The organism is uncultured Microbacterium sp. (genome assembly GCF_963521695.1).
Taxonomy (GTDB): Bacteria; Actinomycetota; Actinomycetes; order Actinomycetales; family Microbacteriaceae; genus Microbacterium.
Genome location: NZ_CAUQWC010000069.1, coordinates 1 through 14,944, shown reverse-complemented (window position 1 = coordinate 14,944; position 14,944 = coordinate 1). Strand labels below are relative to the sequence as shown.

Sequence of the window (14,944 nt, the reverse complement as noted above, 5' to 3'; positions counted from 1 at the left end):
ACGGAAAGTGCCCCGGACTCGAGGTGGCGGTGGGCCGCCGAAGAGTCCGGGGCACTTCTGTGTTCCGGGGGCGATGAAGGATGCTGCACGGCGCCCTCCCATCGCCGACATAGCGGGCGAAAGCTCGGCTGACAGAATCATTGCCGGACTCTGACCATTCCGGCTGTTGCCGAGCCTTATGCAGTCTCGACGGCGGCCGGCGGTTCGTCGGAGTCGTCAGATCGGGAGGCTCAGGCCCGGTGGTCCTTTGGGCGCACGGGCGCGCGGAGTCCGTCCCAGAACGCCCTGTCTGCACTGCGCTCGGCGATGAGCACCGGCAGGACGGGCGTCCCGCCCGATCCGCGCGAGACGATGTCATCGAGCGACGCGACCACATCCAACACGGATCGCGGGTCGAAGTTTCCCGCGAGCCTCTTGGCCTTGGTCCTCACGTTATTCGGTGTCGGACCCGCATCGATCACGGAGTGATGCCACAGTCTGCTGTGGTGCGCGCAACGATTTCGTAGGTACACCAAGGCGCGGACCCGTGACGCGAAACCCGCATGCGCAACTCCCAGGCTGTTCGCGATCGGGCCGGCGAGAGCTCCGAGATCACCCCGTTCGATGCACTTCGACAAAGTTCCGAATGACCATGCCTCCACGGCTGACCACACCGGAAGTTCTCTCCTCAGGTCCTCTTCTGCGCCCCCCGAAGCGGAGGATATGACGCTCCTTGGACCGCTTGATATCGCGTAGACACGACTCGACCGTCGGCTCGGCGCCGGCACTGTCGGAATAGAAGTTGGCCTCGAGATACCGCTCATAGGGTCCAGACACGTCGACGACTGCCCGCGCAGTGTGACTTCGGAGCAAGAGCTCCGCGCGCGTGAGCTGCGACGATATCCGGTTCCGCAGGGCATGATCCGCGTCGTAGATCGCACGGATCTGCTCGAAGGTCGTCCCGGTGCGAAAGTTGTCGTCGCCGTAGTGCGGCGCCTTCTGGAAGTAACGAGCGTAGCCTGCGAAACGGTAGTAGTTCTCGGCGGCGAGAAATGTCTGACATGCCGGGAGATCGGACACGACCAGGCCACGAGCAACCAACAACTGAGCTTGTTCAGCCCAGCTCTTCGCGGGCTTTCTCGCCATCGCTGTTCCTCGTGGTGCGATAAAAAAGGCCCCTCCCATTTGAGCATCGTCGAGAGGCTTGGGAGGGGGTCGATTGGAATGAGCCTAGCAGGAATCGCGCAGTCGACGGCGACGGCTGCTGCCACCGCGACGACGATCGTGATCAGCCCGACTGGGCGGGCGGCGAGCGTATCGTTCGGCCTTGGAAGCGGCAGAGGCCCCGGTGGAGGGGGACTCCACCGGGGCCTTCACCGTCACCCGAGGGGGACGGTGCGGGGGGTCAGCTGCAGGACCTCGCGGCGTAGGCGGCCGTGACCGTCCCCGTCGCCGATCCCTGGGTCACGGCCACCTGCGCCTCGCCGGCGGTGACCGACGCCGAGCGGGTGGCGAAGACGGCCGACGTGGTGGCGCCCGCGGCGACCGTCGCGTTCTTCGAACCGTAGGTCGACGACATCGCCAGCGTGGCCGCCGTGTCACCGTTGTTGACGGCCTTGAGAACGAGCTGCACCTTGCCGGCGACGCAGCGCGCCTCGGCCGAGAACTGCACCTTCACGAGGGAGCGGACGGTGACGGTGGCATCGACCGGCATGCGCGAGTCGTCCTGTGCGACGCCCGACACCGTGAAGGTGCCCGCGGCGGCGTACTTCGCGGCATCCACCGCGTCCCACTTCACGTCGACCGTCTGCACCGAACCGTCGGCCTTGGTCAGGCGTGCCTGGGGCAGGATGGGCGCCGTGCCGGCGTCGGTGGAGACGTCGATGGCATCCACGGTCTTCACCGCGATGTTCGGCGCATACGCCTCGAGCACCTTCTGGTACTCGGCGCGCGTGACGGGGATGACGGTGCCGTGGCGCGGCTTGCCGCCGTCGGCGTTCTGCGGCAGGCCCTGACGGAGCTTGCTGCCGAGCGCCTGCCAGCTGCCGGCACGGTCGAGGTCGTTCGTCCCGAACGGCACGTAGTGGTTGGGTCCACCGTGGTAGTTCGGCTGATCGATGAAGAGGAACCAGTCGAGGTTGTTCACGTCGCCCTCGTTGGCCGCGAAGATGTTCGCGCCCTCACCGCTGGAGTAGGTGCCGCCCGGCTCGCCGTTGGGCAGGCCGCTCGCGACCCGCTCCTCGACGAGGGTCCACTGGTTCGAAGCGCCCGTCGTGCCCGGGAGGGTTCCCGAGATGGTCGCGAGCAGATCGGTGGACTTCTCGTGGCGGATCGTCATGCTCGCCTCGTCCTTGGTGAAGCGGTGGTAAACGCCGTCCTTCTTCGCCACGGTCGAGTCGATCAGGCCGAGACCGTTGCCGCGACGCACGTCGCTCCACACCTTGGCGTCCGAGAAGGTGACGAAGTCGTCGGTGGTGGCGTACATCATGCGGTTGTACGTCACGCCCGTGCGGTCGGCCACGTTCGTGGTCGGGTACAGGTTCGACGCCCAGAAGACCACGAACGTGTCGAGTTCTTCGTCCCAGTACGCCTCGGGCGCCCAGGTGTTGCCGGCGAAGTCGGACGACACCTTGACGTGACGCTGCTCCGACCAGGTCACCAGGTCGTCGGATTCCCACACCTCGATGTACTTCGAGCCGGAGATCTGCGCGGTAGTGAAGCCGCCGGCCAGACCCGCGACCTTGAGGTCGGTGGCGATCATGTAGAACTTGTCGCCGTGCGGTGCCCGGATGATGAACGGGTCGCGAAGACCCTCGGTGCCGACGGTCGAGGTGAAGATGGGCTTGCCCTGGTTGAGGGTGTTCCAGGTCAGCGCGTCGTTGCCCTTCGAAGCGGCAATGCTGACGCGCTCGGCGCCGTCGCCCTCACCGGTGAAGAAGGTCCAGAAGTACGCCTCGGTCTCCTGCGATCCACCCGGCATGGGCTGGATGCGGGCGGTGAAACTCCGGCTCGAGGTCGCACCGCCGTTGGTGGCGGTGGCGGTGAGCTGCACGTCGACGGCGGGAGAGCCCGCGGCCGGACGCTTGACCTCGACCGTGCGGGAGTTGTCGCGGACGCCCGCACGCAGTTCGGCGTTGGCCGCCCCTGCCGCAGCGACCGACCACGAGATGGTCGAACCCTCGGCGCCGGTGGTGGGCACCGAGAAGTTGCCGCGGACGTTGTCGAGGTTGCGGACGGAGATCGCGGCGAGATCGCGCGAGACCTTCTCGGAGTCGGCGATCTGCTGCGGGACCGTCACGGCGTAGGTCTGCGTGCGCGTCTCGGTGCCGACGGTGAAGGTGGCGGTGAGGGTCACGGAGGCGTCACCGGAGCCGGCGGTCGGGCGCGTGACCTTCGCCGCGCCGCCGGTGAAGGCGACGGCGGCGTTGTCGGATGCCCAGCTGACGGTCGCGCCTGCGCTGGTGGTGGGGACCGTGAAGTCGGTGAGGGCCGTGGACGGCACGCTCACACCGGCGACGGCGCGGTCGAGAGCCTGCGAGTTGTACAGCGCCTTCACGTCGGTCTCGCTCAGAGCAGAGGAGTACACGGCGTAGTCGTCGACGAGACCGCTCCACCCGGCGTCGGGGTAGGTCGAACGGCCCAGGTACGACACGAGCGACGATCCGAAGGAGGAGACATCGCGGGCGATGGCGTTCTGCGCGATACGCGTGCCGTTGATGTAGACGCTCAGCTGGCCGGTGGTTCCGCTGATCACCGTCGTGTAGAGGCTGAGCCCCGCGGGGGTGCGCGCTCCCGTGGTGGCGGCATTCGTCGCGCCGGGGCCGACCTCGGTGCCCCACGGGGCACCGGCGTTGACGGTGTTCGTGACGACCGACTTGACGTAGCCGCTGGGGTTGGCGGGGTTGAGCAGCCAGTACCCCGACGAGAACGACGCGCCGGAGGCGACGGGGGCGCCGATGAAGGCGGCCGCGACGTTGCCGTTGCCCGAGCGAGGCGAGACCCACGTCGAGATGGTGAGGTCCTTCTTGCCGACCAAGCCGGCGGTGGGGATGTCGAGGTAGGCCGCGGTGCCGGCCGCGCCGCCGGGCAGAGACAGGGCGCCGCCCGTGACGGAGCCGCCGTTCTGGCGCAGGGTGGCGTTGAAATTGTTGCCGCTGGAGTCGGCGATCGTGGTGCCGTTGGCGCCGTCGAAGGAGTAGTGGATGAGCGGCTGCGGTCCGTCAGCAGCCTGGGCGGCCGTCGCGGTGGCGCCCAATCCGGTCATCGTGAGAGTCAGCGCGGCGGTGACGGCCAGGCCCTTCCTCCACTGGGGTGAACGTGTGCGCGTGCGCATGTGCGGGCGTCCTTGCTCTTCGGGCGACGCGATGCGCATCCGGGCCCGGACGGCGACGTCGGGGGCGCCGGGACACGCGTCATCGCGGTCTTCGGGTGACCGCGGGGCGGTCGAGGGGCTGTGTTGTTACCGGAAACACCCGGTCGTCTCAAAGTAAGACCGGCGTGCGGGGGTGTCAAGCGCGAGATCAGCGGGTGGGCCCCGATGCACCGGGAACGCAGTGCGCGGACGCAATCGGCACCCCCTGCCGGACACCGGGACGAAAGACGAGGGTGCGCCCGGCCCACGGCCGGACGCACCCTCGTGTCGAAAACGGGTCTCAGCCGCAGCTGCGCGCGGCGTAGTCGGCTGTCACCGTGTCCTGCACCCGCGATCCGTTCACCTCCGTCGACACCGTCGCCGTCAGCGAACCGGCGGTCAGGGTGGCCGACCGGGTGGCGAAGGTGACCGATTTCGACTTCCCCGCCGCGAGGCCGCTCACCTCCGCGGTGCCGAACGTCGACGTCACACGGGCGTCGGCGGCGGTGGTGCCCGTGTTGGTGAGCGTGGCGAACAGGGTCGCCTTGCCCGCGACGCACCGGCTGCCGGTGACCATCTGCACCGTCGGCGTGACGGGGCTCGTGACCGTGACCGTCGCGGTGACCGTGCGGTTCTCGGCGGCGAGCCACTCGGCATCCGTCATATCGAGGATGGGGCTGTCATCCTGGCGGAAGTAGACCATCCGGATGCCGGAGTCGCGGCTGCCGTTCTGCGTCGCCTTCGCGTGGAAGACGTTGAGCAGGTTGCCGTCGTCGTCGTACGTGTACGAGTTGTGCCCCGGACCCCAGTTGTTCGAGAACGCACCCTCGTAGCTCCAGATGGAGCTGTTGCGCACGTTCCAGACGGCGGGGTCGAGCAGGTCGGCTCCCGACTCGGCGGTGAGCAGGCCCACCGCGTAGGTCCAGTCGACGCCAGACCCCGAGAAGGTGACCATGACCTTGCCGTCGCGCTGGATGACGAACGGTCCCTCCACCACCGGGGTGGTGTTGTTCGACCAGCCCCGGTCGGGGAAGGCGACCGTCGAACGCGGGCTCGCCAGCTGCCACGAACCGGATGCCTTGGGTGTGACCTTCGCGATCTTCAGAACGGCCGGACCCGTCGAGGGCGCGACCACCCGCTCCGACCACACGACGTAGTCGATGCCGTTGTCCTCGAAGTGGGTCATATCGAGGGTGATGCCCTGGCCGTACGTGGTGAGCGGCTGACCGGCCTGGTCGACGACGCGCTGCGGTGCCTCCCAGTCGGCGCGCACGAGCGGGCTGCCGCCGGGCTTCAGCCGCATCGTGTACGACTGCACGCCGGCCCACCAGTTGCTGCTCTCGGCGTTGGCCGCGAACAGGATGTACAGGTCGCCGTCGACGACGTGCAGCTCGGGCGCCCACAGCTGGGCGTTGACGCTGTTGCCCGAGAGACCGAAACCGAGGATGCGGTTGTCGGCCGCGCTCGAGAGCCCCGCGATCGTGTCGGCCTGGCGGATGAAGAACTCGTCCTGACCTGCGTCGTCGGTCGCGATGTAGAGCCACGTCTTCTTGCCGTCGGGCAGCGTGTAGCGCAGCACGTGCGGGTCGGCGCGGTTGGCCACGAGCGGGAAGTTCGTGTCGGTGCGCTGCAGCGTCCCGGTGGCCGTGTAGGTGCCGGGCGTGGTCGCGTCGACCTTCGAGGTGTCCCACGTGACGCGGAAGTCGTGCGTGCCGCCGTCGGAGTAGTCGGCGGTGACCTTCTCGGGCAGGGTCAGCGCGTCGCCGGCCGTCAGGCTGACCGGTTTCGGTGCCTGCACGCCGGTGTTGCGCACGCGTCCGAGCTGATCGGATGCCGACCGGGCTTCGGCCGCGGTGACGGGGATGACGCTCGCGGTCTCGGCGTAGGGGACGCCGATACTCGCCGTGCGGCCGGCGGGCTGCTGCCCGGCGCCCTGCGCGGTGACCGTCTGGAACGCGGTGGTCGTGCCGGTCAGGGCCGAGCCCGCGGGGCTCGTCCACACCACGCGGTACGCGCTGACGCGGGCATCCCACTCGGCTGACACGGCTCCGGTCGCGCCCTGCCCGGGGAGGGGCAGGAAGCTGCGCTCGGTCCAGGTGATCAGGTCGGGAGAGGTGAACACGAGCGCGCCGGCGGTGTCGGCCGTGCCCGAGGCGTCGGTGCGCCGGGCGATGAGCCCGTAGCCCTGGTCGCCCTCGAGGCGGAACATGTACGGCGAGCCGAGGTAGCGGGTGGTGCCGTTGGTCTGCTCGGTCATACCGGTGACCTGGGGGAACACCACACCCGCGCCGCTGTTGAGCGGCGTGTACGCGGTGCCGTCGCTGCTGAGCGCGAGGTGGGCGCTACGCGTGACCTCGGGGTCGTCTCCGCCGCGGGTGTTCTTCGACGTCGTGTACGTCGCCAACCGCGACGCGCCGGTCTCGGCGATGCGCACCGGGATCTCGGTGGTCGCCGCATCGGCGCCCGAGCCGACGACGGCCTTGAGGGTTGCGGCGGCGAGACCGGTGGCGGGGGCGGTGGCGATGCTGCCGTTGGCGACGGAGCCCGCTCCCGAGACGTGCGACCACACCACGGGCAGTCCCTGCGCGGTCGTCGGGAGCACGTAGCCCTTCTCGAGCACCGACGGCAGTACGAGTGCTGCGGCGGCCTTGGCAGCCTGGGCGGCGGCACTCGGGGCGGGTAGCACGGTGACGTCGAAGGTGCGCGTGGCGGTCTTGCCGCGCACGGTGGCCGTGGCCGTGAGGGTGACCGCGGTCGACGAGGACGGCCGGGTGACCTTGCCGTCGGCGGCGACGATGCCCGACGGCGACGAGGTCCAGGTCACGCCGCCGGTCGTCGGCAGGACGAGGTCGGTTTCGACGGCCGACAGGCTCTGGGCGTTGGCGCCGGCCAGGTCGATTCCGGCGACGACCTCGGATGCCGTGGCCGTGGCATCCGTCGCCGACGCCGCGGCGATGTCACCGGCCGACAGGGCCGCGTTGTAGACGCGGAACGACGAGACACCGCCCTGGTAGAGCGAGTCGCCGCCGTAGGCACTGCGCCCGATGTAGTTCATCGTGTGCGTGGTGAGGTCGCTGAGCGCCGTCGTCGAGTCGGTCTTCTGCGCGACGAGGGCACCGTCGATGTAGAGAGTGAGCGTCGAGGTGGTCCCCCCGGCGTTCTTCGCGATGGTCGCCGCCACCGACTGCCAGCGGTTCTCGGCGAGCCGGGTCGTCGAGGTGACGCTCTGCTCGTTCCGCCAGTTCGTCGGGCTGATGGCCAGGCGCGGGGCGACGGGCTGGATGAAGAACTGTCCCGTCGCGTTATCGCCCGATCCGCCGATGTTCCACAGGAACTTCGCGCCCGACAGGGCGACGGGGTTGGTCTCGATGATGATCGTCGCGGCGCTCTGACCGGCGAGCAGGTTGTCGGGCAGCTTCACGTGGTTCGACCCGGTGAGCTGCAGCGATCCGCCGCGCCAGGCCGTGCCTCCGACGACGGCCGCGTCGCGGCCGGCCCCCGAGGTGTCGCGCACCACGGTGCCGCTCGTCTCCGAGAAGTCGTACGACGCCACCAGTGATGCGGGCTCGGCGGCGCTCGCCGCGCCGGAGACTCCGACGCCGCTCACGACGAGGGCGAATCCGAGGGCGCTGGAGATCACCCCCGCACAGCGTCTGCGGAATGCGCCTCGGGCGGGCGCGCTGGTCTTTCGGGTCACGGTGTTTCTCCTCTTCGTCGAGTCGAGTCGGTCGGTCATCGGCAGCTGGTGGCGCGGTAGTCCGCGGTCACCGGGGTGGAGGCGTTCTGCACGGTCACCGTGACGGTGCCCGCGTCGATGGACGCGCTGCGGGTGGACAGCGTCTTGGACACGGACTTGCCCACGCCCAGGTCGGTGAAGGTGGTCGAGCCGTACGTGCCGGCGATCGTTCCGGATGCCGCGGCCGCACCGATGTTGGTGACCGTCGTGACGAGGGTCACCTTGCCGGCGACGCAGCGCGTCGCGACGCTCGCCTGCACGCCGGCCGGGGCTGCTGCCACGACCACCCGTGCGGTGACGGTGCGGTTGCCCGGTGCGACCTCCTGCGCGGCGGTCAGCGACAGGTCGAGCATGCCGTTGGCGCGGACGTTGACCGCTTTGAACCAGCTGTTCCGGTCGGGGTCGAACAGACCGCCCGCGGCACCGCCGGTGTGCGGCTCGGGGTACGGGCGCGCGTGATACGCCAGCACCAGGTTGCCGGCCGGGTCGGTCGCGAACGAGTTGTGTCCGGTGCCGGCTTGGCCCGCGCCGCCGATGCGGCCGGTGAAGGTGTCGTTGGTGGTCAGCACGGGGGAGGGCACGAGCGTCCAGCTCGCGGGGTTCTTCAGGTCGGCCGTCTTGGCGGCGCGCAGCATGCCGATGTCGTAGTACTTGTCGACCGTGCCGCCCGAGTAGGTGAGGTAGATGTAGTCACCGTGCTCGACCATATAGGGCGCCTCCACGACGCCCTGGTCGCCGCCCTCGGTGGTGTCGGACGGCGTCGGAGCCTGCTTGCCGTACTCCCAGGGCTGGCTGATCGCGTAGACCTCGTTCAGCCCGCCGTCGATCAGCGGAACGGTGCCCTTGGGGCCCATCTTCGCTTTGCCGATGAGCAGCTTCGCGCTGTTCGGCATGACCCAGTAGCCCTGCGTGACGCCGTTCTCCTGACGCTCGAGGTAGGACACGTCGAAGGCGGCGCCCTCGAGGATCGTCGGTTCGCCCCAGTTCTGCGGGTTCACCAGGCCGCCGGCACGCAGCGACTCTTCGCTCCCCGTGTAGGGAATCAGCACGGTGTTGTCGCACCAGCCGTTGGTGGGCGCGTAGCCGCGGTTCATGCCGGCGACGATCCACCACTGCCCGTTGATCTTGTGGAACTCCTGCGCCCAGATGTATCCGCCCCAGCCGTAGAAGGTGTTGGGGTACTGGGCCTGCTTGCCGGGGGTGCCGGTGTCGGGGTCGATGACGATCTGCTCGGGCGCGTCCTTCAGTCCGGCGATCGTGGTGGCGCGCTTGAGACCGATCTTGCGGTACGCGTTGGCGTCGATCAGCTGACTGTCGGGGGCGTTGGAGGGGATCGAGTAGTGCGAGCCCGTGAGGTACCAGTAACCGTCGTCCTCGTTGAAGAACAGATGCGGATCGGCCCGCGCGTCGTTGACCATCTCCTCGGCGGTCTGCTGCACGAGACCGGACACCTCGTAGGTGCCGGGCTTACGCGAATCGATGGATGCCAGATCTTCGGCGTCCCAGGTCACCGGGAGGTTCTTGGTGGAGCCGTCGTTGTAGTCGAGCGTGACGGTTCCGGGGAGGGCTGCGGCATCCACCTTCTTGCCGTTCTCGACCTGCACGTCGGCGGGGGCCCGGACGCCGGTGTTCTGCAGGTCGACGTAGTTCTTGTAGAAGACGTCGAACTCGGCCTTCGAGAGGGCGAACGAGCTCGCCTGCGCCTGCGCGGTGAAGCCGGGCAGACCCGCGCCGACCACGCCGAGCGCGCGCACGTCGGCCTTGGTAGCCGCGGTCGGGGTGCTGCCGGCGGTGAGGGCGTCGAGTCGGGCCACGCGGCCCTCACCGGTGAGCTCGTCGGTCCAGTACGCCGTGTACTTCTGGCTGGCGGCGTCGAACTCGATGCGAGGGTTCTTCACGATCGACCCGTCGGAGGCGATCTTGACGGTGCGCTGGTTGCGGAAGGTCGCTCCGTCGGGGGCGTCCCACACGTACACCGAATCGGTGGCGTTGTTCTGCGCCGCCACCGCGCCGAGGGAGCCGTCGGCGAAGCGGATGAGGGTGGGCGAGCCGACCTGGGCGTTCGGGTTCGCGTTCTGAGAGCCGTTCCACGTCGCGTACAGGATGGCCTGCGAGCGGTTCAGCGGCTCCCAGGCCGAAGCGCCCGACGGGCGGGCCGAGACGAACAGCGCGTCGGCGCGGCGGTCGTCGTTGTAGGCGAGGGGGTCGTCCTTCACGCCGTTGGTTGTCGTGACCGTTTTGACATAGGTGGCGACGTCTCCGCCGGCGTCGAGGATCTGCGCCGAGGCGGTGACGGGCGTGGCGACGCCGGCGATCGTCGCGGTCAGCTCGACGGCGACGGGACCTGCGGCCGGGCGGGTGACCTTGCCGTCAGCGGAGACGAGCGAGGCGCCGGCACCGGATGCCGACCACGTCACGGCGTTGCCGAGCACGGACGAGGGGAGGTCGCCCGAGATGCGGGCCGGGATGCTGAGGGCCGCGGCCGGGTCGGCGGCGACCGTCGCGACGCCGAGCTCGGACGGGGTGAGTGCGCGGTTGTAGACGCGCAGGTTATCGAGGAGTCCCGAGAAGTACTCGCCGCCGCCCCAGTTGGCCTTGCCCACCTGCAGGATGCCGCCCGAGGCGCCGAGGATCTGCGCGAGAGCGGTGCCCGTGGTGTTGGTCGACACGAGCTTCTTGTCGACGAACAGGCGCGCGGTGCCGCCCGAGAGGACGAGGTCGACGTGCTTCCACTCCGCGTTCGTCTGGGTGGCGACGAGGTTGCCCGCGGTGTTCCGGCTGCCGGCGTTGTCGTAGCGCTCGACGGTGATGCCGGTGGTGCGGTCCAGGAAGCCGAGATAGTGCTCCTGGGCGTACGCCTGGGTCGCGGCGCTGCGGGCTGCGAAGACGGACCAGCCGGTGTTCCCGGTGGAGGCGGGCTTGCTGTCGTACGAGAACGTGACGTCGTTGAGCCCTGCGAGCAGCGGCGCGCCGCCGGTCTTGGTGACGTTGAGCCAGAAGCCGCTGCCGAGCTGGGCGGCGTTACCGCTGACGCCGGGCACCAGTCGGGCCGTGCCCTGCGTGGTGGCGGTGGCGCCCGCGCCGGTGAAGCTGGACGTGCCGCTGTCGAACGTGAAGTCGGCGATGAGTGCGTCGTCGGGTCCTGCGGCGGTGGCGACACCGGGTGCGAGCAGGCTCGCGCACAGGGCCGCTGCGGCGGTGGTGCTCACAGCGACCGCCGTCAGCCGGCGCCGCCGCGCGCGGGTGGGCGGGGTTTCGAGGGGGGCGGGGGGCGTCGTCGAACGCGCCGCGAAAGGCAGGTGCATATCCACTCTCCATTAAGTGACTGACCATCAAAGTTCAGTGTTATCGCTCACAATAGCCACACGGATGCCGTTATGGCCATCACGATTTCCGCGCGAGTCACCGCGGCGCCCCATCCACCCGCCACCGGGCATGCCCGCCCGCGGGTTCGGGGACGGCCGAGGCGGTGATCGCAACGCGGACGCCCGACCCGTGGGACGACCGGTCTTGCCCCCACGCAAAGTGAGCGGTAACATCCAGATCGTTCCTGCGCCTCAGGGGCCCCGATCATCCTGGCAAAGGAGCTGGAGTGATGACTGCACACTCGACCGCCCCCACCGCATCCGCGCGACCGTCGACCCGACGCCGGAGGAGCGCGATCCTCAGCCTCGCCACCGGGATCGCCCTCCTCGCCGGGGGCCTCGTCCCCCTGACGGCGGCACCGGCCGTGGCGGAGACCGGCCTCCCCTCGACAGGTCTGCGCGCGGAGTACATCTTCGACGAGACCGCGGGCGCCAGCGTGCCCAACAGTGCGCCGACCACGCTGGGCGCCGCGACCGTCGTGAACGGCACGGACTCGCTGTGGACCGGGTCATCGCTCGTCTTCACCGGTGGCGCGAAGACCAGTCCGACCGCCAGCTGGGTCCGGCTGCCGAATGACGCCCTCGCCGGCGCGCGATCGGCGACGGTGACCATCGAGACCAAGCTCGACGCCTCGATGAAGAACAACTGGAACTTCCTCTGGAACATCGGCAGCGACTCCCCGACGCGGTCGTACTTCTCGTCGGTCCGCGACAACCCGCGCACCGTCCTCACCACGAACGGTGGTGGCGGCGAGGTCAACGCCCGATCCGGTTCCGCGTTGTCGGCCGACCGCTGGTACAGCCTCACGTCCGTCATCGACGGGGCCGCCGGGCGCCTCACCTTCTTCGTCGACGGTGTGCAGGTGGCATCCACCCCCACCACCCTCTCGCCCGCCGACATCACCGATCAGACCCTGAACGCGATCGGTCGCGCGCCGTACCCCGACCCCATGTACAAGGGCGAGGTGTCCACCTTCCGCGTGTACGACCGGGCCCTGTCGGCCACTGAGGTCGCACAGGTGTCGACGACGGATGCAACGATTCACGCCGACGCCCATCGTCTGGCCGCACAGGCCGTGGTGGATGCGGTGGCCCCGGTGACCGTCGACGAGACCACGACCACCCTCCCGACCTACGGCGGCCACGTGAGCTGGGCTGCGACCGACTCCGCGGCGACGGTCGCCGCCGACGGCAAGACGCTGACGACGGCGCTGCCCGCGGTCGGCTCCCCGGCGCGGACGACCACGTTGACGGCGACCGCGACGGTCCGCGGGGTGGCCGCCTCGCGTGCCGTGACCGCGACGATCCAGCCCGCCCGTGCCGCCGAGGACGCGTTCGGGTACGCGATGGTGCACTTCATCGAGGATGCCAACGGCTACGCCGAGAAGATCTACCTCGACGTCTCGCGCGGCGACGACCCCGAGGCCTGGGACCCGCTGAACGCCGGCAAGCCGATCCTCGCCTCGCAGCTGGGTACCACCGGCGTGCGCGACCCCTACCTGACGTACAACCCCGAGACCCAGACGTACTACATCATCGCCACCGACCTGCGCGTGTTCGGCGGCGACCGTGGCGCGGCCGGCTGCACCGACTGGTGCTACTGGAGCTCACAGGGATCCACGAAGCTGAACGTCTGGGAGTCGAAGGACCTCGTCACCTGGGGCGACCTGCGCCAGTTCGACGTCGCGCAGTCTCCCGCCGGCGCCGAGGTCGCCGAGCTCGGCATGGCCTGGGCGCCCGAGGCGACATGGGTCGACGGTTACAACGCCGACGGCAGCGGTGCCTTCGTCCTCTACTGGTCATCGACCGTCTACTCCAACGCCGCCCACACCGGGTCGTCGTACTCGCGTGTCCTGTGGGGTGCGACCACCGATTTCACGCAGCAGACCTACCGCTACGGCGGAACGATGATCGACACCGGCGGCGACGCCATCGACACGACCGTCATCCAGAACGACGGCAAGACCTACCGCGTCACGAAGGACAACGCCTTCGGCCGGGGCATCTACATGGAGTCGACCACGGCGGCCGAGTGGTGGAAGCAGTCGACCGCGTGGACGACCGTGCAGGAGCGGATCGGCGCGAACTACTCCGGCGGAAACGCGGGCGGCGTCGAGGGTCCCGCGGTCTTCCAGCGCCACGGCGAAGACGCGTGGTACCTCTACGTCGACGTCATCCCCTCCACCGGCTACCGCCCGCTGGAGACGACGAACCTCGATGCCGGGTGGACGCCGCTCGTGTCCGACACCTTCTCGATGGCGCCCAGCACAAAGCACGGGGGAATCGTCCCGCTGACCTTCGGCCAGTACGACGGGATCCGCAAGGCGGATGCCACGGCCGTCGTCACCACCGACCTCGGTGACGCGAGCGTGACGCAGGGCGCCGGCGCGGCAACCATCACGGCTGCTCTGCCCCGAGAAGCGCAGGTGACCCTCGCGTACGGTCGCGGCACCGCCGCGCAGCCCGTGACGTGGAACCTCACCGGCGTCGACGCCTCGAAGCCCGGATCGTATCCCGTCACCGGGACGGTGCGAACGGTCGGAGCGAACCTGAACCAGTGGGTCGGAGCCAACGGCTCGACCGCGTACAACGCTGCCGACCGGCGTCTGTTCAGCTCGACAGCGCTCACGGTCACCGCGGACGTCGTCGTGACGGCCCCCGCCCTGGCGGTCACGGCCACGGCCGAGACGCGGTGCGCCGCGGGCAAGGCGATCATCGTCACGCGCATCGCCAACGGCGGCACGGCACCGGTCGCGCTGCAGGTGGACTCGGCGCACGGCTCGAAGACGATCGCCTCCCTCGGCGCCGGCAAGAGCACGAGCGTGACCTTCACGGCGCGCACCAATCCGCTGGCCGCGGGCGAGGTCACGGTCGCCGCCAGCGCGGGCGGCACCACCTCGTCGGTGACGGCGCCTTTCGCGGCGACCACCTGCCGCTGACCCCGCGGCGCCGCCCGCGCCCTCCATCGACGTCGACCGACGGTCAGGACACCATGCTCTCCCACACCCCTTCTCGCCACGGTCTGCGTCGATCGACCGATGAGAACCGCATCGCCGGCGTCGCCTCCGGGACGCGACGAGCCCTCGGCGTCGCCTCCGGGACGCGACGAGCCCTCGCCGTCGCGGTGTCCGCGGCGGTCGCCGTCGGCGGCGTCCTCGGCACGGGGGCGGCGAGCGCGGCGCCCTCCGGCGTGAGCGACGACGGTCTCGTCGCGCGCTACACGTTCGACGAGACCTCCGGTGACGTGGCTCGCAATACGGCTGACGGCTCGGATGCCGCGGGCGACCCGCTCGATGCGACGGTGCGCAACTACACCGCGGCGCAGCGGGCGGAGGCGGGGACCCTGCAGTTCACCGGCGGGGCGAAGACCTCGACCGGCAACTGGGTCGAGCTGCCCGACGACCTGCTGAAGACAGCCACCTCGGCCACGGTGTCGATCGACGTCAAGGCCAGCGCGTCGATGCTCACCTCGAACCACTTCCTGTGGAACATCGGCAACGACACGACCCAGCA

Annotated in this window: 7 protein-coding genes and 1 pseudogene; 2 read left to right on the top strand and 6 right to left on the bottom strand. The window is 69.5% G+C overall.

Annotation, left to right across the window (positions count from 1 at the left end; translation table 11 throughout):
• Positions 1-230: 230 nt before the first annotated feature.
• From RWP81_RS07245 to RWP81_RS07220, 6 genes and pseudogenes are all read right to left on the bottom strand, one after another.
• On the bottom strand, positions 231-431 hold the full coding sequence (locus RWP81_RS07245; protein ID WP_314454161.1) for a hypothetical protein: 201 nt from the start codon (positions 429-431) through the stop codon (positions 231-233).
• A gap of 96 nt (positions 432-527) precedes the next feature.
• A pseudogene (locus tag RWP81_RS07240) lies at positions 528-641 on the bottom strand (Abi family protein); the annotation flags it as partial.
• The gene (locus RWP81_RS07235) at positions 592-1,125 is read right to left on the bottom strand and encodes an Abi family protein (RefSeq protein ID WP_314454158.1); all 534 of its coding nucleotides are present in this window, start codon (positions 1,123-1,125) and stop codon (positions 592-594) included. The pseudogene RWP81_RS07240 and the gene RWP81_RS07235, both read right to left, overlap by 50 nt.
• 259 nt (positions 1,126-1,384) lie before the next feature.
• Entirely contained in the window at positions 1,385-4,312 is a 2,928-nt protein-coding gene (locus tag RWP81_RS07230; RefSeq protein ID WP_314454155.1) for an immunoglobulin-like domain-containing protein, read from the bottom strand.
• A gap of 319 nt (positions 4,313-4,631) precedes the next feature.
• Positions 4,632-7,970, bottom strand: coding sequence for a family 43 glycosylhydrolase (locus tag RWP81_RS07225; protein WP_314454152.1), 3,339 nt, complete (start codon positions 7,968-7,970; stop codon positions 4,632-4,634).
• Between the two features lie 92 nt (positions 7,971-8,062).
• Positions 8,063-11,275 carry a family 43 glycosylhydrolase gene (locus RWP81_RS07220; RefSeq protein WP_314454149.1) on the bottom strand — a complete coding sequence of 1,071 codons (3,213 nt, stop codon included), beginning with the start codon at positions 11,273-11,275 and terminating at the stop codon, positions 8,063-8,065.
• A 386-nt stretch (positions 11,276-11,661) separates the two neighbouring features.
• Here RWP81_RS07220 and RWP81_RS07215 point away from each other — a divergent pair, with 386 nt between their 5' ends.
• Both RWP81_RS07215 and RWP81_RS07210 read left to right on the top strand, forming a co-directional pair.
• Positions 11,662-14,370 (top strand): LamG-like jellyroll fold domain-containing protein, encoded by a 2,709-nt coding sequence (locus RWP81_RS07215; protein WP_314454147.1) that lies wholly within the window; start codon positions 11,662-11,664, stop codon positions 14,368-14,370.
• Between the two features lie 53 nt (positions 14,371-14,423).
• The coding region (locus tag RWP81_RS07210; RefSeq protein ID WP_314454144.1) for a hypothetical protein at positions 14,424-14,944 on the top strand (521 nt) is incomplete at its 3' end.